Below are 22,837 nucleotides of genomic sequence, written 5' to 3' on the forward strand. Positions count from 1 at the left end.
CCATGCCCCTGCCTTTCCTGCGCAAATTCGCCCCCCTTCTCGCCAGCACCGCCCTTTGTTTCAGCGCGGCACAGGCCGCAGCCCCCTCCGGCGTCCAGAAACCCGGAACCATCACAGCCTCGGCACCCTTGGCCGCAGCACTCAGCCTTCCGGACGCCGGGCGCGCTCTGCGTATCACCTATCTTTCAACGAACGGTCTTACCGGGAAGGGTCTCGTTCCCATCACGGCGGAAATCATCCTTCCCCCCGGTCCCGCACCAAAAGGCGGCTGGCCGATCGTCGCCTGGGCGCATGGTACTGTTGGCGTTGACGATAGCTGCGCCCCCTCCCTCAACCCCTATAACGATCGCAACAGCACCTATCTTTCGACATGGATGAAGCGCGGTTTCGCCGTGGTCGCAACGGACTATCAGGGCCTCGGCGGACCCGGCACGCACGCTTATCTGGACACCCGCGTCGAAGCCTATAGCGTCCTCGACAGCATCCGCGCCGCACTGGCCAACGTGCCGGACCTGCAAAACAAAATCATGATCGTCGGCCAGTCTCAGGGCGGAGGTGCTGCCGTCGCCACGGCAGCTTATGCCCCCACCTATGCCCCCGAACTGGACATCCGCGGCACCGTGGCCACCGGTGCCCCTTACGTCACGCCCGAGCTTCTCGGGGAGCTGCTCAAGAATGCTGCCCAGCCTGACGCAGGCTACAGCCCGCTCGTCGATTACGTCCTTTACCTTGCCACCGGACTGGCAGGACACGACCCGCATTTCCGCCCCGAAGAAGCCTTCACCCCCAAGGCGCTGCCTCTCTACCGCAAAGCCGCACATGAATGCCTGACATCCCTGTCACAGCAGACGCAAGCTGCTGGCCTGACATTGCACAACATGCTCCAGCCGACCTTCCTCAATGCCATCAGCCCGGCACTAAAGGGTATGGAATTCCCAACCCTCAAGCTGGCGCAGCCCCTTTTCACCGGGACGGGCACAGAAGACCGTGACGTCCCGCCTGCGCTTCAGCTCGGGCTGGTTAAAGCCGCCTGCGCCGCCGGATCGCTTGTTCAGGCGCATCTCTACAAGGGTCTGAATCACAGTGAGACGGTCAACGGCTCTCTGGCGGACTCCGCAATCTTCACCAACGAAGTCATGACCGGTCAGCCCGTTCCGCCGCAGTGCAACCCCGTTCCGCAATAAGCCCTTACAGACACAGCCCACAAAAAAACGGCCCCGGATGATCCGGGGCCGTTTTTTTATTCCTGTATTTTCCGCAGACTTCAGTTTGAAGCGGGGGTGGCTGCCGGAGCCTGTAAAGGCTGATCGGCTGGCACATCCTTCAACGGAATACCTTCGTACTTGCCTGTCAGCGTCTTGAGGAACGCCACGATATCCGTGACATCCTGATCGGCAATATCCCGATCCGGCGTCTCGTAACGCGCCATTTCCCGCACGACCTGCTCCAGCGTAGTGGCCGAGCCATCATGCAGCCACGGTCCGGTCAGTTCGACATTGCGCAGATTCGGAACCTTGAACCGCGCCCGATCTCCTTCCGCATGTGTCACAGACAGACGCCCTTCGTCGGCAGCCGTCAGCTTCGTGTGACGGTTTTCGAAATACGGGCCTTCCAACCCAAGAATCTCGTAAGCGTCACCGCCCACAGCAATACCGCTATGGCAACCTGAGCAGCCGATTTCCTTGAAGCGCTCATAGCCGCGCTTTTCCTGCGCCGTGATCGCCTTCGCATCGCCCTTCAGATACAGATCGAAACGGCTGTCCGGCGTGATCAACGTCTTTTCATATTCCGCAATCGCGCCCGTGATCGTGTCCTTGTCGATCTGGTCGGAACCGAAAGCTGCCTCAAACTGCCCGGCATAGCCCGGTGTGCTCCGAACATGCTCGGCCACCGTCGCCCAGTCATGCGACCCCATTTCGAGCGGGTTCATGACCGGTCCTGCCGCCTGCTCCGCTAGATCCTTCGCGCGACCGTTCCAGAACTGCGACATGCTGAACACGGAATTATAGACGCTGGGCACATTGATCGGCCCCTTCTGGCCCCCAATACCCGTCGCGGTCGTCAGGTTGTCCACACCACCCTTGTCCAGACCATGACAGCTTGCGCAGTTGAGCGTTCCGTCACCCGACAGGCCCTTGTCGAAGAACAGCGCCCGACCAAGCTCAGCCTTCTTCCAGTCCACGCCCACATTCTCGGGAATTGGCTGGATCGGCTCGCCACGGAACTGCGCTGCCACGCCCGGCGTCGCATAATAACGCTCGCGCTGTTCACGCACCCAGTTCAGGATGTCCACGCGCTGCTTCTCGTTCAGATGGGCATGCGGATGCATCAGCAGATAAGCCGCAGGCGGCATACGGTTCTGGGTGATGACTTCCCCGATGCGCGAAAGCTGCTCGACCGAAGGCGGCTTGCCCTGCTGCAACGCGGCCAGAACAGGCGCATATTCGAAATGACGCTGTCCCTGCACCAGATCGCGCTTCATGATCTGGTTGGCCAGCGGCAAGCTGAAATAGAACGGCAGGTTCGCATTCTGCGTATGGCAGTAATCGCAGCGCACTTCGCGCAGGGCCGCAAATGCCGCCATGGCCGTCGGGTCCTGACGCGTTGGGCTGCTGGCAGGAAGCTGCGGTGCTCCAGCATGATCGAAATGCTCGAGATAAGTGACAGTCCCGCCCCAGGCGACAACGCCCAGCGCCACCAGACCGGCAATTCCCTTTGTAATCGTGCTGGAACGCACCACTTTTCTCCTCATACTCACGGTGTCGTGATAATGTCGAAAAGTGACACGCAAAGTCAAAGTGATTGAACCTGTCAGAAAAACAGGTGTCGTCGATTAATCTTCGTCCTCGTGATCGATCGCAGCCCGCACCCTCTTGCGCGCCACGTTCACATAAGACGTGTCGGTATCAATCCCGATCCCCACACACCCCATCCGCTCCGCCGCCACCAGCGTCGTCCCGGAGCCCATGAACGGGTCCAGCAACACACCACCCGGCCGCAGCCCGTGCAGCCGGATGCAGGCTTCGGGAAGCGCCACCGGAAACGTCCCCGGATGGCTGAACTTCTCCTTGCGGCTCCGCACCGTCTCGTAGGGAATGAACCACGTATCGCCACGACAACGCCGGTCCGTGATGTGCTGCCGCCGCACGATATTGCTCTTGTCCGTAAACGGCACACCCGCATCAAGTCTCTGAACCGGCACGTTTCCCGTCTTGGTCAGATGGAACACATGCTCATGGTTGCGGTTAACGAAGCGCGCAGAATTCAGCGGCTTAAAATGCCCGTACGTAATCTCGCCGACCGAAATCGACTTGATCCAGGTGATGTGATTCTGAAGCACGAACAGCTTGCGCAACCGTGTCATCAACTCGAACGGCAACCAGGGCTGGGACGACGACCCCGCAATATTCAGGAAAAACGATCCGTCATCTTTCATCACACGACACAGACTGGTGCAGACTTCTTCCAGCCAGTCCAGATACGCGTCTTCGGGCAGCCGGTCCTGATACGTGCGATACGACACGCCCAGATTATAGGGCGGGGACGTTACCACCACATCCACGCTCTGCGCTGGCATCCGCTTGAGAACCGTCGTGCAGTCTCCCCGGATCAGCGTATGAACACCGAGTTTTTCCCGGCGACTGCGGATCATTGCGCGGCAGGTTCTGCAGGCGGTCGCGGCAGGAACAGCACCATCCGGCCATGCGCATGAAGGTTCCCGGCAATGGACTGCGCACTCGCGCCCCAACCGGTGAACAGATCAGCCCGGCCCGCGCCTTTGATATCCGTTCCGATATCCTGCGCGAACACCAGATGATCCCATGTGACGGGCTGGCCCGCGTTATAGGGCAGCTTTGTCTCAACCCAAAGCGGCATCGCAAACGGCACCAGCGACCGGTCAACCGCTACGGAACGCCCGGCCGTCAGCGGCATCCCGAACGCCCCCTTTGGTCCCTGCGCCAGATTGCCGTCGTCACGACGGAAAAAGACATAGTTCGGATTACGCTCCAGCACAGACATCATCTGGTCCGGATGCGTCTCCAGCCAGTTCCGGATGCTGTCCATGCTGACGCCATCCGCAGGCAGTTCGCCCTGCTGCACAAGCACACGTCCCAGCGGAACATAAGCCTGCCCGTTGCGCCCGTCATAGCCCACACGTACCTGCCCGTCATCCGGCAGAATCAGCCGCCCTGAACCCTGAATCTGCAAAAACGACAGATCGATCGGATTTTTCAGCCAAGCAATTTCAAGGCCCTGCCCTTCCAGCGCACCGCCATCAATCGCAGCCCGATCGTAATAAGGCGCGAACTGTCCGTTCACCCATCGACCGCTCACCATCTGGCCATTGGTAGCCTTCGCCCGGACAAGATCATGCGGACGGCCATACACCGGCGTCTGATACTCCCCGCCGCGTGTCAGCGAGGCAGGAATTTGTGGCTCGAAGTAACCGGTATAGAACGCCTCAGTGCCAGTCTCGTAAGGCTGGAACCATGTTTCCAAATATGTTCTGGCATCCGTTGCCGTCGCAAGCGCCGTGCAGGCATTACTCCAGTCGGCAGCATGGCGCCCGTAGCTGATGGCGTCGCTTCCGCCGAGCAGCGTCTCAGGCGGCAGCTGCGCCAGCCGATGACACTCCTCCCGAAGCAGCGGCATCAGCGATGCAAAATCCTCCTGCCCCCATCCGGCAAGCGAATCATATCCTACGGGAGAAAGCGAAAGCGACGACGGCGCCTCCTGCGGCGTACAGCCGCACAGCACGCCGAGCGTCATCAGAGTCAGCAGTTTTTTCATCGGACAGGCAGAAAACTCGAACAGAAAAAATCTCGAAAAACGATCAGGCCGGGCAGGACGCCGCAAGACGCCATTGTGTATCGGATTGTCCAGTCACACGCTCGAACAGCCACAGATCATGGAATTCGGTGACGGCTTCGGTCCCGAGCACTGGCTCACCCTGACGATCGGTCAGGATATTCACCTGTCGCGACACGATCCGCACCTCGATTCGGCCCGTCTGTACGCCGCTCTCCATAGACACAAGCATCGCATCCAGAATGGAGAGGCTCTCAACGCCGCGAAGATCGCTCCGCTGCGTTTCACCAGCCTGCGTCCGCGCGTCGATCGCAGCCGAAAAGCTCTCCAGAGCAGCAGGCGTCAGCAGTTTTTCCAGCGCAGCACGATCTCCGACAGCGAAAGCCGGAACAACCTGCCGGAATGTGTCCTCGGCATCTTTTAGGAAGCCTGAAGGCGAAAAACCGGGGAAAATTGTTCCAATTTCAGCCAGAACGCCACCGACACGGGTCACGGGTGCGGGAATTTCATACTCCACATCCGGCACTGTAGCGGCGAACGCACCATTATCGCCCTTGCCCGAAGCCTGTCCCGGCAGCGGAGGTGGCGTACCGGGGCGTGCGGCATCAGGAGCAGAGCCCTTCTGCGATCCGAAGCCGAACCGGCCACCGCCCGGACGTTCCTGGCGCACACCCTGCATCCCGACGCGACGGCCGAGCACACGGTACAACCTCACACCCAGCACTATGGCGAGCACGAACAGGACCACGAGGTCCCAGGGGAAAGAATGGCCCGCATGTGCCATGAGGCCCGCGGGAAGGTGAATGTCGTCAGAAGACATGAAGCTCTGTTTCTCACTGTCCGGACTTTGCAGCGCCCGGTTAAAGATCTGTTGCCCTACAGATAGGGTGCAATCTCTCTGATCTCAACCATCTGTCGGCCAGAACCGTGTCTTGGCGCGCAGCAGACATCATGCTACCGCCGAGGGATCGCAATCGTTTCAATCGATGTCCGCCATGGGGTTCGCCCCTGCGGAACCGGAGACCGCATGTCAGAGAACACTGCCGACAACACCGTGATGGGTCAGGAAAACGTGCCGGCAATGCCGCTCGCCATCAACCTGCAATACACGAAGGACCTCTCCTTCGAAGTTCCGGCTGGCGCGTCCATTTTCGCAACGCTGCGCTCTGCCCCGCAGATTTCCGTCAACATCGACGTTCAGGCCAACCGTCTGGAAGAAGACCAGGCCGTCTATGAAGTTGCTCTGGCCGTCCGCGCCGAAGCCGCTGAACCGCCCGCACAGGAAGGTGGACAGGCCGGCCGTACGGTGTTCATCGCCGAACTGACCTATGCTGCCGTCGTGACGCTGACCAACCCGCCGCAGGAGTTGGTCGAGCCGATCCTGCTGGTTGAAGTGCCGCGTCTGATCTTCCCGTATGTCCGCGCCATCGTCAGCGATGTCACGCGTGACGGCGGTTTCCCGCCCGTCGTGCTTCAGCCGATCGACTTCGTGGCCCTGTGGCAGGCCAAGCGCGCCCAGCAGTTCCCGGAACCCGCCGGCGAAGCCTGATCTCAGGTAACTGGTCCGAGCTGCTTTAGCGGATCGGGCCACGTCACCGCGCGCCATTCCTTTGGGTTCAGGCGCGCGGCTACGGCCTCTGACAAACAGAGCGCCCGTACGGCAGACAGTGCCGTTACGTCTTCGGCTCCAAGCGCTTCCCGAAATGCTTCCGCCGTTTTCCCGGAATACAGCAGAACAGCTTCGACTCGCCGCTCCCGCAGGGCCGCAGCCGCTTCATCCGGCAAAGTCACACGCTTGCTGGCCGAATAAACCTCCGCCCGCTGCACCTCCAGATCTCTCGCCAGATCCAGACCGTAGCCTTCGCCGCTGGCCAGAAGCACATCCGCGCCCTTAATGCCCCGCGTCCGGCAGAATGCGGTCAAAGCCCGGGCATCCCCGTCTGCCGCTTCAACATGGATAAATCCGGCCTGACGCGCCCGCGCCGCCGTTTGCGAGCCTACGGCGACGACAAGCCGCTCCTTCGGCCAGTCCCGCAATGCAGGCAGCGCATTCGCGCTTGTCACCAGAACGGCTCGAAAGTTTTCAGGAGCTACCGGCACCAGTGCCGTGATGTCCAGCATCGGGCATGCCATCGCCTGCCAGCCCAGCGCCCTGACTTCCGCCATGGTAGCGGACAGTCCGGGCTCCGGCCGGGTCACCAGAACAACGCGGTCCGATAGAAGCGTCAGGGACGCCTCATGTCTTCAAAAATGTTGGACGGCGTATCGCTTCGCAGTTCGTCCGCAAGCTCCGTCCCCATCCGGGCAGCCTCAAGCGGTGCGCCTTCGATATGGCGCTGCAACAGGAACGTCCCGTCCTCGCTCGCAATCATGCCCGTCAGCTTCAGCACGCCCTTCTCGATCCGGGCATAGCCTCCGATCGGCGTCCGGCAGGAGCCATCAAGCTCCGCCAGAAGTGCGCGTTCGGCTGTCGAAACCGCCCGGGCCTCCGGGTCTTCGATCGCAGATAGTAGTTCACGCAGTTCCAGATCGCTCTCACGAACCGTCACGCCAACGATCCCCTGCCCCGAGGCAGGAAGCATCTGATGCGGCTCGAACACCACATCCACACGGTCTTCCATGCCCAGACGACGCAGACCTGCCAGTGCCAGAAGCGTCGCATCACACGCTCCGGCCCGCAGCTTGTCCAGTCGCGTCTGTACGTTGCCGCGCAGCAGGCCAAACCGCAGATCAGGCCGCACATGGAGCATCTGCGCCTGACGCCGCACGGACGCACATCCGATCAGCGCGCCTTCGGGCAGGCAGTCATACGGGCGTTCCGGATCGATCTTTACGGTCCGGTCCCGCAGGATCAGCGCATCGCGTGCATCCTCACGCTTGAGCGTGCAGGCCAGTACAAGACCAGGAGGCAGATTGGTTTCCAGATCCTTAAGGCTATGCACCGCGAAATCAATCCGTCCGGCTGCCAGTGCTTCGTGGATTTCCTTGGCAAACAGACCTTTACCGCCAATTTCAGCCAGACGCTGGACCTGATTGCGGTCGCCTTCTGTGCTGATCTGGTATTCCTGAAACGCGCCCATGTCGCGCAGGACCGGACAGAACCGGGTCAGGCGCGTCAGAAAATTGCGCGTCTGGACCAGCGCCAGCGGCGACGCCCGCGACCCGACACGAAGAGGGAGCTTGCGGCCAGTCGGCGGCTCAGCGGCATGGGAACGGCGGACGGCTTCCGCTGCAACTCGCTGGAGCGCATCGGAAGGCAGGACGGGAGCATTCATGAACGGCAGCTTTAGCCCATTCACACAGGACTGTCATGATATGACAGACTCGGCCATAATAAGGGCATGTCAGCCCCCTCCACCCATTCTTCCACATCCGTACGCCGCCTTCTCGCAATCGAGACGTCCTGCGACGATACGGCCTGCGCCATCCTCGCTTATGACGGCACGATCCTGGCCGAAGGCGTGCTGTCCCAGACCGACCACGCCATTCTCGGCGGTGTGGTCCCGGAAATTGCAGCCCGCGCGCATCTGGACGCCCTTCCCACTCTGGTGGCGGAAGTCCTGAAAAAAGCGTCTCTGACGCTCGCCGATATCGATATTTTCGCCGGCACGACTGGCCCGGGTCTGATTGGTGGCCTGATTGTTGGCAGTTCCTACGCCAAGGGACTGGCCATGTCGCTGAACCGTCCTTTCATGGCCGTGAACCATATCGAAGCCCATATTCTCACGCCCCGGCTCCCCAGCCTCGGAGCGGCGCTTCACTTTCCCTACCTGACGATGCTTGTCTCGGGCGGTCATTGCCAGTGCGTGTTGGTCGAACAGACGGGCCGTTATGTCCGTCTGGGCGGTACGATCGACGATGCCGCCGGTGAAGCCTTCGACAAGGTTGCCAAAATGCTTGGCCTCGGCTGGCCCGGCGGTCCTGCGCTGGAAAAACTTGCCACCGAAGGTCGGGACGATGCTTATGCGCTTCCCCGTCCGCTCAAGGGCCGCGAAGGCTGCGATTTCTCTTTCTCGGGCCTGAAAACTGCTGTCAGCCGCCTGATCGACACGCAGGACCCGACCGACCGTCGCGATGCCCTGCCCCGCCAGTTCGCTGCAGACGTCGCCGCCTCCTTCCAGCGCGCGGTGGCGGATGTGATGGCCGACCGTGCGGAACACGCACTCGCCCTCAGCCCGAATGCCACGGCCCTCGTGGTTGCAGGAGGCGTGGCGGCCAACAAAACCCTGCGTCATGCGCTCGAACAGGTCGCCGCCAACCACGGAATCCCTTTCTTCGCCCCGCCCCTGCGTTTGTGCACGGACAATGCGGTGATGGTCGCATGGGCTGCGCTTGAGCGTCTTCATGCAGGCGAGACGCCTAACGATATCGACATCGCCGCCCGCCCCCGCTGGCCGCTCTCTGAACGCACTCCCGCCATCCCGGAACAATTCTCTTGAACTACCGTCACATCTATCACGCCGGAAACTTCGCTGATTGCATGAAGCATGCTCTGCTTCTGGCGCTCATCAAGGCGCTAAAGCGCAAACCCGCAGGCTTCCTCGTCCTCGATACCCATGCAGGATGCGGACGTTACGATCTTACATCTGAAGAGGCCGAAAAAACCGGCGAATGGCGCGCAGGCATCGGTCAGCTCCTGAACAGTCCGGCCGCAGCACCGCTTGCGGAATATCTCGACGCCGTCCGCCCCAATGTGCAGGACCGACACCGCTACCCCGGCTCCCCCGCTTTCGCCCGCGCCGAACTGCGCCCGCAAGATCAGCTTATCGCCTGCGAACTGCACCCTGAAGACGTGCGCCCCCTTCGACGCCTTTTTCATGCCGACCCACAGGCCGCCGTTCATCATCGTGACGGTTACGAGGCCCTGCGTGCGCTCCTGCCACCCAAGGACTTCAAGCGCGGTCTCGTTCTTATTGACCCGCCGTTTGAAAAACCAGACGATTTCGCGCGCTGTGCAGAGGCCGTTGCCCTGATCCGCAATCGTTTCCGCGCCGGGATCGTCGCCGTCTGGTACCCGATCAAGCACCGCACACCCGTGCGGGCCTTCTATACGGCGCTTCAGGACGCGGGCATCCGGGATATGCTCGCCTGCGAGTTTCTGCTGCGTCCGCCGGTCGATCCGTCACGCCTGAACGGTTGTGGTCTGCTGGTCGTCAACGCGCCGTTCGGCTTCGAGAACGAAGCGCGCAATATTCTCGAAGCCCTTGCTGTCGGCCTGCGTTCTCCTGACACGGAAGATATCCAGATCCATATCGAACGGCTGGCAGAGGAATAATGATGAGCAGACGTCCGTATATCGCCGTTATTGGCGCTGGAGCCTGGGGAACCGCGCTGGCCTGCGCCATGGCGGCCACTGGCGCGGACGTCACGCTCTGGATGCGAAACCCGGTGCCGCCGGGAATTCGCACCCTGCCGCGTCTGCCTGACATCACCTTGCCCGACAATGTCACCATTACGGGCGATTTCCCACACGCCCCCGATGTCGTGTTGCTCGTGACCCCGGTGCAGACCGCCCGCGACGTCTCAACGCGGCTTCAGACTGTACTTGACCCGACAGTTCCAGTCGTGACCTGCTGCAAGGGGCTGGAACAGGCCACCGCCTTCCTGCCGCTCGATGTGCTGGCCCAGACCATGCCGAACCGCCCGACAGGCGTTCTTTCCGGTCCGAATTTCGCCATCGAAATCGCCAAGGGACTTCCTGCCGCCGCAACGCTGGCCTGCGCGGACCTTGCGCTTGCACAGACCCTCACGGCGCTCCTCAACACATCCAGCTTTCGTCTTTATGCCAGCGATGACGCCGCTGGTGTTCAGCTTGCAGGAGCCGCCAAGAACGTCATCGCCATCGGCGCAGGCATCACAATCGGCGCTGGACTGGGCGAAAACGCCCGTGCGGCTCTGATCACCCGCGCTGTCGCCGAGATCGGCCGCCTCGCCGAAGCCATTGGAGGCCGTGCCAGCACGCTTGCAGGGCTTGCGGGCATGGGAGATCTTATTCTGACCTGCACCGGACGCGGCTCTCGCAATTACAGTGTCGGTCTGGAACTCGGCGAAGGTCACCCGCTTGCGGATATTCTCGCTTCACGCACGACAGTTGCGGAAGGCGTTCTGACCGCCCCCGCGATGCTCGCCCTCGCCCGCAAACATAACGTGCGGGTACCGATCATTGAGACCGTCACCCGTCTCCTCAACGAGGGCGTTTCGATCGAGGAAGCGCGCCATCTTCTGCTGGACCGCCCGCCGACCCGGGAATAACGACGCGCTTCAGTGAAGAACGGCGCAGGCCACTCGATCGCCCGAGCCACCAATCGGCTGGGTCTGGTAATCATCCGGCTTGGCATGCACCACCACAGATGCGCCGTCGGCATCCATCAGCGCAGGCAGAGTTTTGCCGCCCTTCAGCGAAACCAGCGTAGAATAAAGCTCTACCGTCGCCGTCCCGTCCGCTGCGACATACAGATTCGGCAGATCCCCGGCGTCATTCGCATCCGCCTTCAGAAGACCATGCACCACCGGCGTTGTCGCATGGACATGCGCACCCGCACTGGTGAATTTCGGGGCCGCGCAATTGCCCTTTTCATGAAAATGAATGCCGTGCCAGCCCGGTGTCAGCCCCTGCACCTGGAGGCGCAGCAGAACGCCCTTTGGCGCGTCCGTCACGGTCACGATCCCATGAGACGCGCCATCCGTCCCCTTCAGTTCTCCCGAAACACTGTCTGCCGCACAGGCCAGAGAAGGGATGGCTATGGCGGAGGCCAAAAGAAGGGGCAGAAATCCGGAACGACGCATGGGAACTCACAGTCTTTTTCAGAGTCAGATGATAACTATTCTCATCTTAACTTAGGTAAGGCAAATCTTCCGATCAGAGATTCGTGATCCGCCCAAAATTAGACAAAGAGCCCCGCAATGACCGCGCTCATCGCATTGGACAGCGTTCCTGCCACAACAGCCCGCACGGCAAGCGATGCCACATCCGTCCGCCGACGCGGCTCCGCACTTCCAAACGCGCCAATCAGAATGCCGATCGTCGAAATATTCGCAAATCCGCATAGGGCAAAGGACAGGATCGTGATTGTCCGCTGAGACAGCGCATGGGCATGGATCAGCGGAGACAGGTTCACATAGGCCACGAACTCATTGAACGCGATTTTCTGTCCCAGCAGTCCTCCCGCCACGACACACTCGCTCCACGGCACGCCAAGCAACCAGGCAAACGGCGCAAATACCATTCCTAGAATCCACGACAGCGACAGCCCGAACGCACCGAGAAGCCCGTTCGCCAACGCAATCAGCCCCACGAAGGCAATCAGGACAGACCCCACCGCCACCGCGATCTTCGCACCGTTCATCGCGCCGTCGGCAATGGCCTCGAACATGCTGTGATGCCCGTGATCTGCGCCCGCAATCTGCGCGTCAGATCGGCGCGGTCCCGGAAACAGGATGCGTGAAAACAGCAAGCCGCCCGGGATAGCCATGAAAGACGCCGCCAGCAGGTTCTCCATCGGCACACCCAGCGACGCATATCCCGCCAGCACAGACCCCGCGATGGACGATGTTCCGCTGCACAGAACGGTCGCCAGTTCCCCCTCCGACATTTCTGCAAGACAGGTCTGAAGCGCGATCGGAATTTCGCTCTGTCCCAGAAAAATCGTCAGCACCGCTGCAAATGATTCCAGCCCCGTCGTTCCTAGGATCCGCGAGAGCGCCCCACCAATCAGCTTCGAGAGGAACTGCAACACGCCCCAGTGCTGTAAAAGCCCCAGAAGTGCCGCGACATAGACGATCTCCGGCAGCACCTTCAGCGCAAAGACGAAGCCGCCATTGCCGAACAATCCGTCCATCTTCGGTCCAACAAGACCACCAAACAGAAACGCACTGCCCACATCCCCGAAAGACAGAACTTTCGTCACCGCATCGGACACGACATGCAGTCCATGTGCGCCTGCCGGAATCCACAGCACGACCGCCGCAATCAGCACCTGCAACAGCAATGCCCGCCCCACCAGCGCCCAGTCGATGGCCCGGCGATTGGTGGACAGGAGCGCCCCCAGAAACAGAAGCCCGGCCATGCCGAAAAGGACGCGCAGGATCACTCAGGCAAACTCCTCATGAAAAACAGGTAGAACTGAACCTGAAACGACCCGAACCTGTCCATCATGTCACGTTCTGTCCACCCCTCCTCTCTCGCCTGCAAGCGTCCGAGCCGCTAGAATGCCGCCCGACTGATAGGGAAACGCCCCATGACCTGTGCCTATGATTTCAGCCTCCCCGGCCTGTCCGGCGATACGATCGACCTTTCGGCCTATCGCGGACGACCATTGCTGATTGTCAACACAGCCTCCAAATGCGGCTTTACCCCGCAATATGAAGACCTCCAGCATGTCTGGTCCCGCTATGGCCGCGACACTTCGGATGGTCTGATGGTCATTGGTATTCCGTCCAACGATTTCGGCGAGCAGGAACCCGGCTCTGGGGAAGACATCAAAACCTTCTGTTACCGCAATTACGGCGTCTCTTTTCCCATGACCGCCAAACAGCATGTCCGTGGCCCCGAAATCACACCTGTTTTTCAATGGCTTGATAAGCAGGGCGGTTTCCTCGCCCGCCCTCGCTGGAATTTCTACAAATACCTGATCGATCGCGACGGCAATCTCGCCAACTGGTTCACACCACTGGTCAAACCCGCCTCCAACCGGGTCGAAGAAGCCATCCGCAAGGTCATCCTGAGCAACTGACGGCCCGTCCTCACACAGGAGAGATACGGGCTGCCGTCTTTTTTCCTTGAATATCCGTATCGAAATCCGTCACAGTTCAAGTCAGAAATGTGACAGGAGATTCGTTATGAAGGATTCAGTACTCCGTCCAATCCTGCCCCTTCTGGTGGTTGCGGCCCTCGGCGCCCTGACCCCGGCCGTGGCGCATCACGTCACGTCATTTCTCGGCCTGTCCGGCATTTTCTGGGCCAGCGCCATGCTGATGCTGGAAGTCACGCTGCTCTGCATCGGTCTTGCCGCCGTCCGCCCCAGCATGGGCCAGTCGCAGCGCACCACGACGCCCCCGTACAACCGCGAAACGATCCTGCGCTGAGGCCAATCCGCCACGGCGTGTTTTTCCTGTCACGGAGCATATGTCGCGGCGCTGAATGATAGGCTAGGATCAGGAAATGCTTCGCAATTTCCTGACAGTCGGCAGCTGGACCATGCTTTCGCGTGTCCTCGGCCTCGTTCGTGACCAGCTTCTCGCCGCGTTCCTTGGTGCCGGCCCCGTTCAGGACGCCTACCTGATCGCACTGAGGCTGCCCAACATGTTCCGGCGTCTCTTCGGCGAGGGTGCGTTCAACGCGGCGTTCGTGCCGATGTTCACCGAGCGTTACGAAACAAAAGGCCCGCAGCCCGCCCTGCGCTTCGCCGGTCAGGCACTCTCCGGCCTGATGCTGTGGCTTGCCCTGCTGACTGTCCTTGCCGAAATCTTCATGCCGCTGGTTGTGAGCTTCATCGGTTCGGGTCTCACCGGCACCCGTTTCGAAATCGCGGTGCACCTGTCGCGAATCACGTTCCCCTACATGCTGCTGATCTGCGGTGCGGCTCTCGTCTCGGGCATTCTCAACGGGCTTGGGAAATTCACTGCCGCCGCCGCTGCGTACGTCACCTTCAACATCATCGGCATCGCAGCGATTCTTCTCGGCGCTCTGGTCTGGCATAATACGGCCGTCGTGAGTGCCTGGGGCGTGACGCTCTCCGGCATCGTGCAGTTTGGCGCTCTCTACTGGGCCGCCCATCGCGCAGGGATGGGACCACATCTGACATGGCCCAGCCTGTCGGCAGACATGCGGGCGCTTTTGCGCCGCATGGGGCCGGGCCTTGTCGGCTCCGGTGTCACCCAGATCAATCTGACCGTGGACATGATCATCGCAACCCACCTGCCTGTGGGAACGCCCTCGATCCTGTATTTCGCGGACCGCATCAACCAGCTTCCCCTCGGCGTTCTGGGCTCGGCGGCCGGGACGGCCCTCCTGCCGCTCCTGACCCGTCATATCGCCAATAACGACCGTGCCGCCGTCCATTCCAGCGTCAACCGCGCCATCGACTACACACTGCTTCTGACGCTGCCCGCCATGATCGGCATGATCGTCCTCGCCTTCCCCATCATGGCCGCTCTTTTCAGCTACGGCCATTTCACCGTCGCGGATGCTCTCCTCTCCGGCCAGTGCCTTCGGGCCTATGCGCTCGGCCTGCCTGCCTTCGTTCTCATCAAGGTTCTGTCCCCGGCTTTTTTCGCGGAAGGCGACACCGTCACACCCGTCCGCATCGGTTTCTTCACTTTAGGGCTGAACCTTGTCCTCAACCTGCTGCTGTATCGACCGCTCGGTCATATCGGGCCGCCGCTGGCCAGCACGATTGCCGCTTTCGCTAACTGCACCCTCCTCGCCGTCATCCTGCACCGGCGCGGCCTGTTCATCGCGGACCCGCTCCTCAAAGGACGCGCGCTGCGCATTACGGGTGCCGCCGTCATGATGGCACTCTGGGTCGCGGCTTCAGAAAAACTCGCAGCACCAGACCTGCCTTCTTGGCACGGCGTGTGGCGCTTCAGCATGCTTATGGCTCTGATCGTCTTTGGTATGCTGGTCTATGTCATGACGCTCGACGCCTTGAAGGTGGTGCGCCTGCGTGACGTCGCCGTGGCTTTCCAGTCACGCCTGAACCGCAGACGCACCCGCTGACCCTGCCCTGCTGGTTCACACACCGGCAGGAAGGCGGTATGGCCAAAGCACTGTTTTCCCCTTCCCCGACCTGACAGCCCGGAGACCGGACCCATCGGCACCTTCATGCCCCTGCCTACCGCCGAAAACGCCAGCCCTGCGATGGCCCAGTGGTTCGATCTCAAACACCGCGAACCCGATGCCCTGCTGTTTTTCCGCATGGGCGATTTCTACGAGCTGTTCTTCGCTGACGCACAAGCCGCCGCCATGGCGCTCGATATCGCACTGACTGCCCGCGGCACGCATCAGGGCGAGCCGATCCCCATGTGTGGCGTCCCGGTCGCGGCAGCTCCGGCCTATCTCTCGCGTCTGATCCGTCGCGGCTTTCGCGTCGCCGTCGCTGAACAGACGCAGTCCCCGCCGAAAAAAGGCGAGAAGCCCCAGAAAGGCCCACTCTCACGCGCCATTGTCCGCGTCGTTACCCCCGGCACCCTGACCGAAGACGAACTGCTCGAAGCCGGACGCGCCAATCTCCTGCTCGCCCTCGCCCGCAGTCCTGAAAAGCGCTCAAAAACGATCGGCGCGGCTTGGATCGATATTTCCACTGGTGCCTTCGAAACTGCCTCCGTTACCGATGCCGCTTTGCCGGAACTTCTGGCGCGGCTGGACCCTGCCGAAATCCTGTCCGAACCCGACCTAATTCCGCCCGACTATGCAAACCGACTGGCCCCTGTCGCTGTTCCGCCCACGCTCGACAGCGCCCGCACCCTCGTCGCCCGCGCCTATGGCGTCGCCCAGATTGATGCCCTCGGAGACTTCCCGCCCGAACAGGCCATCGCCTGCGCCATTGCCCTGAACTACGTCCAGCGCAGTCAGGCCGGAGCGCTCCCACGCCTCTCCCGCCCCATTCCGCAGGGCACGGATGGCGTTCTCGGTATCGACCCCGCCACCCGCACCAGCCTCGACATTCTCCGCACCCGCGACGGGGAGACAAAACACAGCCTTCTCGGCGCCGTCACCCGCACCACTACAGCCGCAGGCTCGCGCCTCCTCGCCCAGTGGCTGGCTTCTCCGCTGACGGATGCCACCGCAATCACGGATCGTCAGAATGGCTGGCTTTGGCTTCAGTCCATTCCCGGCCTTTCCAGTGCGCTGGGCGACATTCTGCGCCGCACACCTGACCCTGCCCGCGCGCTCGGTCGCATCTCCGCTGGGCGGGGGCAGCCACGCGATCTCGCCGCCATCCGTGACACGTTGGTCGCTGCCAACGACATAACAGCCCTGTTCCAGCCCGTTTGCGACGCTTCCACACCCACGCTGATCCGCACGCTCACCGCTGGTCTGTATGGCCGCGCCGATACCTTGCTGGAGCAGCTTCAGGCTGCTGTCGCCGAAACACTTCCCGCCCGCATCGAAGACGGCGGCTTCATCGCACCCGGCTACAATGCGGAACTGGACCGTTATCGTGGCCTGCGTGACGAAAGCCGACGCATCATTGCCGCCATGCAGGGCGAATTGTCTGAAAAATTCGGCGTCACGACGCTGAAAATCAAACATCACGCCCAGCTTGGCTATGTCATCGAAGTGCCGTCCGCGGCTGGCACGAAACTGCGCGACAACCCCGAACTCTCGTTCCGCCAAGGGACTGCCAGTCTCGCCCGCTTCTCCACCGAAGAGCTTGCCGGTCTGGATCGTGCGATCCTCGAAGCCGCCGACAGAGCCTCTGCGCTGGAACGCCGCATCTTCGCCGAACTCTGCGCCCGCATTCTCCAAACCCCGGCCCTTGATGAAGTGGCGGAGTTCCTCGCCCTCGCCGACGTGTTGCGCTCCTGCGGTCTGCTCGCCGAAGGTGGATCATGGTGCCGCCCCGTTGTCACGGATGGCACGGAGTTCAGTCTTGTCGCCTGCCGACATCCAGTTGTGGAAGCTGCACTGGCCGAGTCGGGAAGCGCTGATGCTCGCTTCATCCCCAATGACTGCGCCCTGCCGCCCGAACACCGCGCCATGTTGCTGACGGGTCCGAACATGGCGGGTAAATCGACCTTTCTGCGCCAGACCGCACTCGCTGTCATTCTGGCGCAGGCGGGCCTTCCCGTTCCGGCAAAATCCGCGCAGATCGGCGTGGTGGACCGCCTGTTCTCCCGCGTTGGCGGAGCGGACGACCTTGCCCGGGGCCGCTCCACCTTCATGGTCGAAATGACCGAGACGGCTGCGATTCTCAATCAGGCCGGACCGAAATCCCTCGTGGTCGTGGACGAAATCGGACGAGGCACCGCAACCCTCGACGGATTATCTATCGCATGGGCCACCCTCGAAGCCCTGCACACACAGCTTGGCTCGCGAACAATCTTTGCCACACATTTCCATGAACTCGGGGCACTGACCGAATTCCTGCCCCGCCTCGCACCCTACACGATGGCCGTCAAAGAATGGCGGGGTGAGGTGATCTTCCAGCACGAAGTCCGCCCCGGTGCCGCCCGCAAGAGCTGGGGCCTGCATGTCGCAAAACTGGCGGGAATCCCCACTTCCGTCATCAACCGTGCCAGCCGTCTTCTGACCCAGTTCGAGCGCGAACAGGCCGATTCCCGTTCCTCTCTGCCGCTGTTTGAAGCCGTTGCGGAGCCAGAGTCGGCACCGCCTGCCGCAGTTCCCGCACCCACCCCGCTTGAGGACGCAATCCGCGCTCTGAACCCCGATGATCTCTCTCCACGGGACGCGCTGGATGCGTTATACTCTTTGAAACGCCTCGCCTCAGGAAACGGCACTTGAAAGAAAACTCTTTCTGGGGCGAAACTCTCCCTCATTCCTTCGCTGACGATACGGATAAGCCCCTGTCTGACCGAACCGCACCCCTCCCGTATAGCCCGGCCTCCTCCCTGCAGAGCGCTCTCGATACGGCTGCGGAACAGGGCCAGACAAGCCGCGAGGCCGTGCTGTCCATCCTGCGGCGACATCTCGGTAACGGGAACGCTTCCGTCCGCTACCAGTTTGAAAAACGCCGGATCTCGGGAATCGATGCCGCCCGTGCGCTCGCCCATCAGGCCGACGACATGGTCTGCGCTCTGGCCGACCTCGCAGCCAGAAAGCATGAGGCTCCCGAAGGCTCCCCACACGAGACCCTGTGTCTCTGTGCCACCGGCGGCTATGGCGCTGGCCTTCTGGCGCCATTTAGCGACATCGATATCCTGTTCCTGATCCCCGGCGATCCTTCAGCAGCCATGACTGCTCGGATCGAGTTCATTCTTTATGCCCTGTGGGATCTCGGCCTGCGCGTTGGCCATGCCACGCGCTCCATCGCCGAATGCGTCCGCGACGCCGACACCGACCTGACGATCCGCACGGCCCTGCTGGACCTGCGCTTCCTGCATGGCGACCGCGCACTGGCCCGCAATCTGCGCTGCGCTCTGGGCGCCGACCTTCAGAACGACCGTCTGTGCGACTTCGTCATGGGCAAGATCGGCGAGCGCGAGCAGCGTCACCGCCGCTTCGGCGACAACCCCTATATGGTCGAACCCAACATCAAGGAAGGCCGCGGCGGCCTGCGGGACCTGCAAACCCTGAACTGGATGGGTCGTGCAGCTCTCGGCTGTGCCGTCTCGACCCCCGAACATAATGGCCGCCCTGCCGAAGCCCCCCAGACACCGTCCTTCGCATCCTTCGGCCTGCTGACAGAGCGTGAAGCCCATCGCGCCCGGCGCTCATGGGACTTCCTGTGGACGGTCCGTCTGCATCTGCACTACATCACTGGCCGCGCGGAAGAACGCCTGACCTTCGATGTCCAGCCCGTCATCGGCGGACGCATGGGATACGCAACCCATGGCCGACAACGCGGCGTCGAACGCTTCATGCGGCATTATTTCCTGACCGCCCGCGACGTCATGCGTTTGACCAGCGTACTGCAACCCGTCGTTCTGATGCATCTTCAGGACCAGACGACCGGCGAGCCGCCCAAAACCGTTCCCGGTCCTGAAGAATTCCAGACGATCGCAGGGCGCATCTGTCCCATCGAGCCCGTCCCCTTCGCATCCCAACCCCGCGAAATGTTCCGCCTGCTCGATTGCGGCCGCCGCCACGACCTGCCGCTGCATCCCATCGCGATGCAGCAGATCATTCGCAACGAACGCCACGCCGTTGTCCTCCGCGACGATCCAGAAACTGCGAAAATTTTTCTGGACCTGCTCTGCGAGCCGAGTGCGGACGACACCAAAGCCGTGCCGTTCTGGCTCCCGATCCTGAATGAAACCGGCCTTCTCGGCCGTCTCCTGCCGGACTGGTCTCGGGTTGTCGGGCAGATGCAGTTCGACAGCTATCATATCTATACGGTCGATGAGCATATCGTCGAAGCCGTGCGGATGATGGGGCAGATCGAAGCTGGTCGCATGGCGGACGAGATCCCGCTGGCCTACACGCTGGCCAGCGATCTCCGCTCCCGCCGCGCGCTCTACGTCGCGGTTCTGCTGCATGATATTGGCAAGGGACGCGGCGGCGATCATTCCGAGATCGGCGCCGACCTTGCGCTGACGATCTGCCCACAACTCGGCCTCGACCCCGAAGAAACCGACACCGTCTCCTGGCTGGTCCTGCACCATCTCCTGCTGTCCCAGACCGCCTTCACCCGTGACATCGACGACCCCCGCACGATCCTCGATCTCGCCGACACCATCCAGTCCCCCGAACGTCTGCGCCTGCTGCTTCTGCTGACCATTGCCGACATGCGCGCTGTCAGCCCGAAGGTTTGGAACGCCTGGAAAGCCACCCTCCTGCGCGAGCTTTTCTCCCGCGTCGCCGAGGTGCTGGAAGGCGGACTGGCCGCCACCGAGCGCGACAGCCGCGTCAACCATGCCCGGGACCTCGCCCGCGATGGCCTCACCGGCACATTGCCCGAAAGCAGCATCGAGCGCTTTTTGGAACTCGGTTATCCGAGCTACTGGCTCGGTTTCGATACCGATACCCAGATGCGCCACGCCCGTATGGTCCACGATTCGGACCGATACCGCTCCCCTGTGACGGTTGAAGCCTTCCCGATCCCCGAACGCGGCGTTACCGAACTCACCGTCCTCTGCGCCGACCATCCGGGCCTGTTTTCCCAGATTGCGGGCGCACTCGCGGTCGCGGGGGCCTCCATTGTGGATGCCCGTATCCACACCCTCAGCGACGGCATGGCGCTCGACACATTCTGGGTACAGGATGGCGAAGGCTGCTCCTTCGAGGAGCCCCATCAACTCGGGCGCCTCAACCATCTCGTGGAACAGGCACTGTCAGGCCGCCTCGACATTCGCAAGGGCATCGAAGATGCCAGCCACCACAGCACCTCGCGTCGAATGCGCGCGATTCACGTCCCTCCCCGGGTCGTTATCGACAATACGGCCTCGGACCGTCATACCGTCATTGAGGTCAACGGACGCGACCGCCCCGGCCTGCTGCACGACATCACATCAACGCTTAGCAGCCAGTCCCTCCAGATTTCCTCGGCCCATATCACGACCTATGGGATGCGCGCCGTGGACGTCTTCTATGTGCGAGACCTGCTGGGCCTGAAAATCACCGATCCGACCCGTCTCGCTCGCCTGCGCGAAACCCTGTTGGCATCCCTTACGAGCCCTCCAGTCACTGCCCCTGCAAACTGAACGCCTCTACCACTTCCTGCAGTACAACCGACCATCCTTCAGTAATGCCTGCTCCCGCAGGCGGTCGGAACTGACGGACATCGCGGTACCAGTTCACGTCTTTCCAGCGCCAGTCCCCGCCTTCACGGTTCAGCAGCCAAAGCGGACGCCCCAGTGCTCCTGCCATATGCGCCACCAGCGTATCCACACTGATCACCAGCGCACATCGCCCCACTTCCTGCGCCAGATCTTCTGTAGTCTCGAGCGGCACGCGCTCCATCCATTCCGGCGCATCCCCGGGCTGAAGCGCTACAAACCGCATCCCCGAAATCTGTCGCAAAGCGTCCAGACATACGACCGGAACGGAGCGTCTACGGTCAAACCGGTAAGACGGATTCCCCGACCAGCAGAGTCCGATACGCCCCGCTTCAGGCTTCTCCCCAACCATAAGATAGGGCTCAACCGCAGGCGGCATCTCAAGCCCCAGAACAGCGGGCAGACTTAAAAGGCTGATCTCCGCTGCCACAGGCCCTTCCGCTGGCAAAATCCGCTCCTGATCCAATTCATGCATCAGTCCCGCCAGCACCGCCGTTCGAAACCGCAAGCGCAACGGTCGCAGCCGAGCCGCCTGCGTCAGAAACCGCATAAACTGAACCTCATCGCCCAGTCCCTGCTCCCCCACGACGGCAACAGGCTCCTCTCCAGACGAGCCATCCCATTGCGGATTGTCCGAAACCGGTCCCAGAAGCGAGCGGCGGCTTTCAAAGTCCCGCCAGCCTTCCGCAAACCGTCCCTGTCCTAATAAAATGGTCGATCGGTTGAAGCGCGCCCGTTCGGCTTCTTCTCCCGATTCACGCGCCGCAATCATTTGGAACAGAGACTCCGCCTCCTTAATCCTCCCGATTTCCATCAGGATCGTGCCGAGATTATTGGCAATCCGCGCATCCGAAGGCCGCAATTCCAAGGCCCGCCGCAATGTATCGGACGCAGCCGCAAGCTCGCCCCGGGCCATTTCAACAAGGCCCAGACTGTTGAGCGTCTCCGCAGTTTCAGCACCAAGTTCGCAGGCCCTCAACAGGACGTCCCGGGCCTCATCAAACGCATTTCCGGCAAAAAGCGCCGCTCCCAGATTGGCCAGTGCTGCGCCGTCATCCGGCCTGTCGCGCACGACACGCCGGAACTCCCCGACCGCCTGCATCACCAAACCATCATCCAGGAAAAGTTCCCCGAGTCGGGTTCTCACATTACTTTCATCTGCCAGAAGGTCCGTCGCTTTTTGCAGAGCCTCCCGCGCATCCCCCCGACGCCCCAAAGCCACCAACGCCTCTGCCTGACCAATATGGGCGTTTGGATCAAAAGGCTGCAACAATACAGCCACCTGAAATGCAGCCCTTGCGGCCTCGAGATGGCCCTGATCGAGCAGAGCAAGCCCTAGAGTTGTATGCATCCATGCTCTGCGATCGGGGGAAACAGCCGCTTTCTGCAACGCCCGCCCCAATAGTGCTATTGCCGTGGCACTCTGCCCGCGCGCGCGAGCCAGACACGCCATGCCATGCAAGGCATCTGGCTGCCCCGGTTGAGCAGCGAGAATGGTTCGAAAACCTGATTCCGCGTCCGAAAAGTTTCCTTTATTGAAACAAAGAAAAGCATCTTCGGTCGGATCGGGAGAAAACAGATTCGTCATCAACTCTTCGTGCTCTGAAATATACACAAAATCCAGAAAGAT

General features: G+C 61.6%; 19 protein-coding genes. 10 read left to right on the top strand and 9 right to left on the bottom strand.

All coding sequences use genetic code 11. The features are described from left to right. Positions 1-2: 2 nt before the first annotated feature. Positions 3-1,184, top strand: a complete 1,182-nt coding sequence (locus tag ABDK74_RS03980) for a lipase family protein (RefSeq protein WP_346002797.1) — start codon at positions 3-5, stop codon at positions 1,182-1,184. An 80-nt stretch (positions 1,185-1,264) separates the two neighbouring features. Here ABDK74_RS03980 and ABDK74_RS03985 read toward each other — a convergent pair whose 3' ends face one another. The 4 genes from ABDK74_RS03985 to ABDK74_RS04000 form a co-directional block, all read right to left on the bottom strand. Then, positions 1,265-2,752: a cytochrome-c peroxidase gene (locus ABDK74_RS03985; RefSeq protein WP_408874463.1), complete on the bottom strand. Its 1,488-nt coding sequence runs from the start codon at positions 2,750-2,752 to the stop codon at positions 1,265-1,267. An 81-nt stretch (positions 2,753-2,833) separates the two neighbouring features. After that, positions 2,834-3,652, bottom strand: a complete 819-nt coding sequence (locus ABDK74_RS03990; RefSeq protein ID WP_346002799.1) for a site-specific DNA-methyltransferase — start codon at positions 3,650-3,652, stop codon at positions 2,834-2,836. Beyond that, positions 3,649-4,791, bottom strand: a complete 1,143-nt coding sequence (locus ABDK74_RS03995; RefSeq protein WP_346002800.1) for an MltA domain-containing protein — start codon at positions 4,789-4,791, stop codon at positions 3,649-3,651. Before ABDK74_RS03995 ends, ABDK74_RS03990 begins: the two co-directional genes overlap by 4 nt. Before the next feature lie 43 nt (positions 4,792-4,834). After that, entirely contained in the window at positions 4,835-5,629 is a 795-nt protein-coding gene (locus ABDK74_RS04000) for a Tim44/TimA family putative adaptor protein (RefSeq protein ID WP_346002801.1), read from the bottom strand. 207 nt (positions 5,630-5,836) lie between these two features. On the opposite strand from ABDK74_RS04000, the gene secB reads away from it, so the two are divergent. Continuing rightward, a complete protein-coding gene (gene secB / locus ABDK74_RS04005; protein ID WP_062033330.1) occupies positions 5,837-6,358 on the top strand; it encodes a protein-export chaperone SecB in 522 nt (173 codons plus the stop codon). A 2-nt stretch (positions 6,359-6,360) separates the two neighbouring features. Here the strand turns inward: secB and ABDK74_RS04010 are convergent, their stop codons facing one another. Together ABDK74_RS04010 and hemC are read right to left on the bottom strand one after the other, a co-directional pair. Continuing rightward, complete coding sequence (locus ABDK74_RS04010) at positions 6,361-7,008, bottom strand: uroporphyrinogen-III synthase (protein WP_346002802.1); 648 nt, start codon at positions 7,006-7,008, stop codon at positions 6,361-6,363. Between the two features lie 26 nt (positions 7,009-7,034). Further along, complete coding sequence (gene hemC, locus ABDK74_RS04015; RefSeq protein WP_346004156.1) at positions 7,035-8,084, bottom strand: hydroxymethylbilane synthase; 1,050 nt, start codon at positions 8,082-8,084, stop codon at positions 7,035-7,037. A gap of 66 nt (positions 8,085-8,150) precedes the next feature. Here hemC and tsaD point away from each other — a divergent pair, with 66 nt between their 5' ends. From tsaD to ABDK74_RS04030, 3 genes are read left to right on the top strand one after another with little or no spacing between them, the layout of a single operon-like run. Then, entirely contained in the window at positions 8,151-9,248 is a 1,098-nt protein-coding gene (gene tsaD, locus ABDK74_RS04020) for a tRNA (adenosine(37)-N6)-threonylcarbamoyltransferase complex transferase subunit TsaD (protein WP_346002803.1), read from the top strand. Then, positions 9,245-10,084 carry a 23S rRNA (adenine(2030)-N(6))-methyltransferase RlmJ gene (locus ABDK74_RS04025; RefSeq protein WP_346002804.1) on the top strand — a complete coding sequence of 280 codons (840 nt, stop codon included), beginning with the start codon at positions 9,245-9,247 and terminating at the stop codon, positions 10,082-10,084. The genes tsaD and ABDK74_RS04025 overlap by 4 nt, the downstream gene beginning before the upstream one ends. 2 nt (positions 10,085-10,086) lie before the next feature. Beyond that, positions 10,087-11,061, top strand: a complete 975-nt coding sequence (locus ABDK74_RS04030; protein ID WP_346004157.1) for an NAD(P)H-dependent glycerol-3-phosphate dehydrogenase — start codon at positions 10,087-10,089, stop codon at positions 11,059-11,061. A gap of 9 nt (positions 11,062-11,070) precedes the next feature. On the opposite strand, the gene sodC is transcribed toward ABDK74_RS04030, so the two are convergent. Continuing rightward, the gene (sodC, locus tag ABDK74_RS04035) at positions 11,071-11,595 is read right to left on the bottom strand and encodes a superoxide dismutase[Cu-Zn] (protein WP_346002805.1); all 525 of its coding nucleotides are present in this window, start codon (positions 11,593-11,595) and stop codon (positions 11,071-11,073) included. Between the two features lie 98 nt (positions 11,596-11,693). Continuing rightward, positions 11,694-12,899 (bottom strand): nucleoside transporter C-terminal domain-containing protein, encoded by a 1,206-nt coding sequence (locus ABDK74_RS04040; RefSeq protein WP_211563120.1) that lies wholly within the window; start codon positions 12,897-12,899, stop codon positions 11,694-11,696. Positions 12,900-13,046: 147 nt separating this feature from the next. Between ABDK74_RS04040 and ABDK74_RS04045 the strand changes: the two genes are divergently transcribed. The 5 genes from ABDK74_RS04045 to ABDK74_RS04065 all read left to right on the top strand — a co-directional run bounded on the left by ABDK74_RS04045 (position 13,047) and on the right by ABDK74_RS04065 (position 21,132). After that, positions 13,047-13,541: a glutathione peroxidase gene (locus ABDK74_RS04045; RefSeq protein ID WP_346002806.1), complete on the top strand. Its 495-nt coding sequence runs from the start codon at positions 13,047-13,049 to the stop codon at positions 13,539-13,541. 106 nt (positions 13,542-13,647) lie between these two features. Next, a complete protein-coding gene (locus tag ABDK74_RS04050; RefSeq protein ID WP_346002807.1) occupies positions 13,648-13,893 on the top strand; it encodes a hypothetical protein in 246 nt (81 codons plus the stop codon). A 76-nt stretch (positions 13,894-13,969) separates the two neighbouring features. Next, positions 13,970-15,526: a murein biosynthesis integral membrane protein MurJ gene (gene murJ / locus ABDK74_RS04055; RefSeq protein ID WP_346002808.1), complete on the top strand. Its 1,557-nt coding sequence runs from the start codon at positions 13,970-13,972 to the stop codon at positions 15,524-15,526. Between the two features lie 105 nt (positions 15,527-15,631). Further along, positions 15,632-18,274, top strand: a complete 2,643-nt coding sequence (mutS, locus tag ABDK74_RS04060; RefSeq protein ID WP_346002809.1) for a DNA mismatch repair protein MutS — start codon at positions 15,632-15,634, stop codon at positions 18,272-18,274. Then, positions 18,271-21,132, top strand: coding sequence for a [protein-PII] uridylyltransferase (locus ABDK74_RS04065; protein WP_346002810.1), 2,862 nt, complete (start codon positions 18,271-18,273; stop codon positions 21,130-21,132). The genes mutS and ABDK74_RS04065 overlap by 4 nt, the downstream gene beginning before the upstream one ends. Here ABDK74_RS04065 and ABDK74_RS04070 read toward each other — a convergent pair. Continuing rightward, positions 21,113-22,795 carry a tetratricopeptide repeat protein gene (locus tag ABDK74_RS04070; RefSeq protein ID WP_346002811.1) on the bottom strand — a complete coding sequence of 561 codons (1,683 nt, stop codon included), beginning with the start codon at positions 22,793-22,795 and terminating at the stop codon, positions 21,113-21,115. The two genes, ABDK74_RS04065 and ABDK74_RS04070, sit on opposite strands and share 20 nt — an antisense overlap. Between the last annotated feature and the right edge of the window lie 42 nt (positions 22,796-22,837).

Source organism: Gluconobacter sp. OJB, from assembly GCF_039638275.1.
Taxonomy (GTDB): Bacteria; Pseudomonadota; Alphaproteobacteria; order Acetobacterales; family Acetobacteraceae; genus Gluconobacter; species Gluconobacter cerevisiae.

What these genes read in the sequence shown, in the direction of transcription:
- ABDK74_RS03980 (WP_346002797.1), top strand. Translation starts at nt 3, where the DNA reads ATGCCCCTGCCTTTCCTGCGCAAATTCGCCCCCCTTCTCGCCAGCACC.
- ABDK74_RS03985 (WP_408874463.1), bottom strand. Translation starts at nt 2,752, where the DNA reads ATGAGGAGAAAAGTGGTGCGTTCCAGCACGATTACAAAGGGAATTGCC.
- ABDK74_RS03990 (WP_346002799.1), bottom strand. Translation starts at nt 3,652, where the DNA reads ATGATCCGCAGTCGCCGGGAAAAACTCGGTGTTCATACGCTGATCCGG.
- ABDK74_RS03995 (WP_346002800.1), bottom strand. Translation starts at nt 4,791, where the DNA reads ATGAAAAAACTGCTGACTCTGATGACGCTCGGCGTGCTGTGCGGCTGT.
- ABDK74_RS04000 (WP_346002801.1), bottom strand. Translation starts at nt 5,629, where the DNA reads ATGTCTTCTGACGACATTCACCTTCCCGCGGGCCTCATGGCACATGCG.
- secB (WP_062033330.1), top strand. Translation starts at nt 5,837, where the DNA reads ATGTCAGAGAACACTGCCGACAACACCGTGATGGGTCAGGAAAACGTG.
- hemC (WP_346004156.1), bottom strand. Translation starts at nt 8,084, where the DNA reads ATGAATGCTCCCGTCCTGCCTTCCGATGCGCTCCAGCGAGTTGCAGCG.
- tsaD (WP_346002803.1), top strand. Translation starts at nt 8,151, where the DNA reads ATGTCAGCCCCCTCCACCCATTCTTCCACATCCGTACGCCGCCTTCTC.
- ABDK74_RS04030 (WP_346004157.1), top strand. Translation starts at nt 10,087, where the DNA reads ATGAGCAGACGTCCGTATATCGCCGTTATTGGCGCTGGAGCCTGGGGA.
- sodC (WP_346002805.1), bottom strand. Translation starts at nt 11,595, where the DNA reads ATGCGTCGTTCCGGATTTCTGCCCCTTCTTTTGGCCTCCGCCATAGCC.
- ABDK74_RS04045 (WP_346002806.1), top strand. Translation starts at nt 13,047, where the DNA reads ATGACCTGTGCCTATGATTTCAGCCTCCCCGGCCTGTCCGGCGATACG.
- ABDK74_RS04050 (WP_346002807.1), top strand. Translation starts at nt 13,648, where the DNA reads ATGAAGGATTCAGTACTCCGTCCAATCCTGCCCCTTCTGGTGGTTGCG.
- murJ (WP_346002808.1), top strand. Translation starts at nt 13,970, where the DNA reads ATGCTTCGCAATTTCCTGACAGTCGGCAGCTGGACCATGCTTTCGCGT.
- mutS (WP_346002809.1), top strand. Translation starts at nt 15,632, where the DNA reads ATGCCCCTGCCTACCGCCGAAAACGCCAGCCCTGCGATGGCCCAGTGG.
- ABDK74_RS04070 (WP_346002811.1), bottom strand. Translation starts at nt 22,795, where the DNA reads ATGACGAATCTGTTTTCTCCCGATCCGACCGAAGATGCTTTTCTTTGT.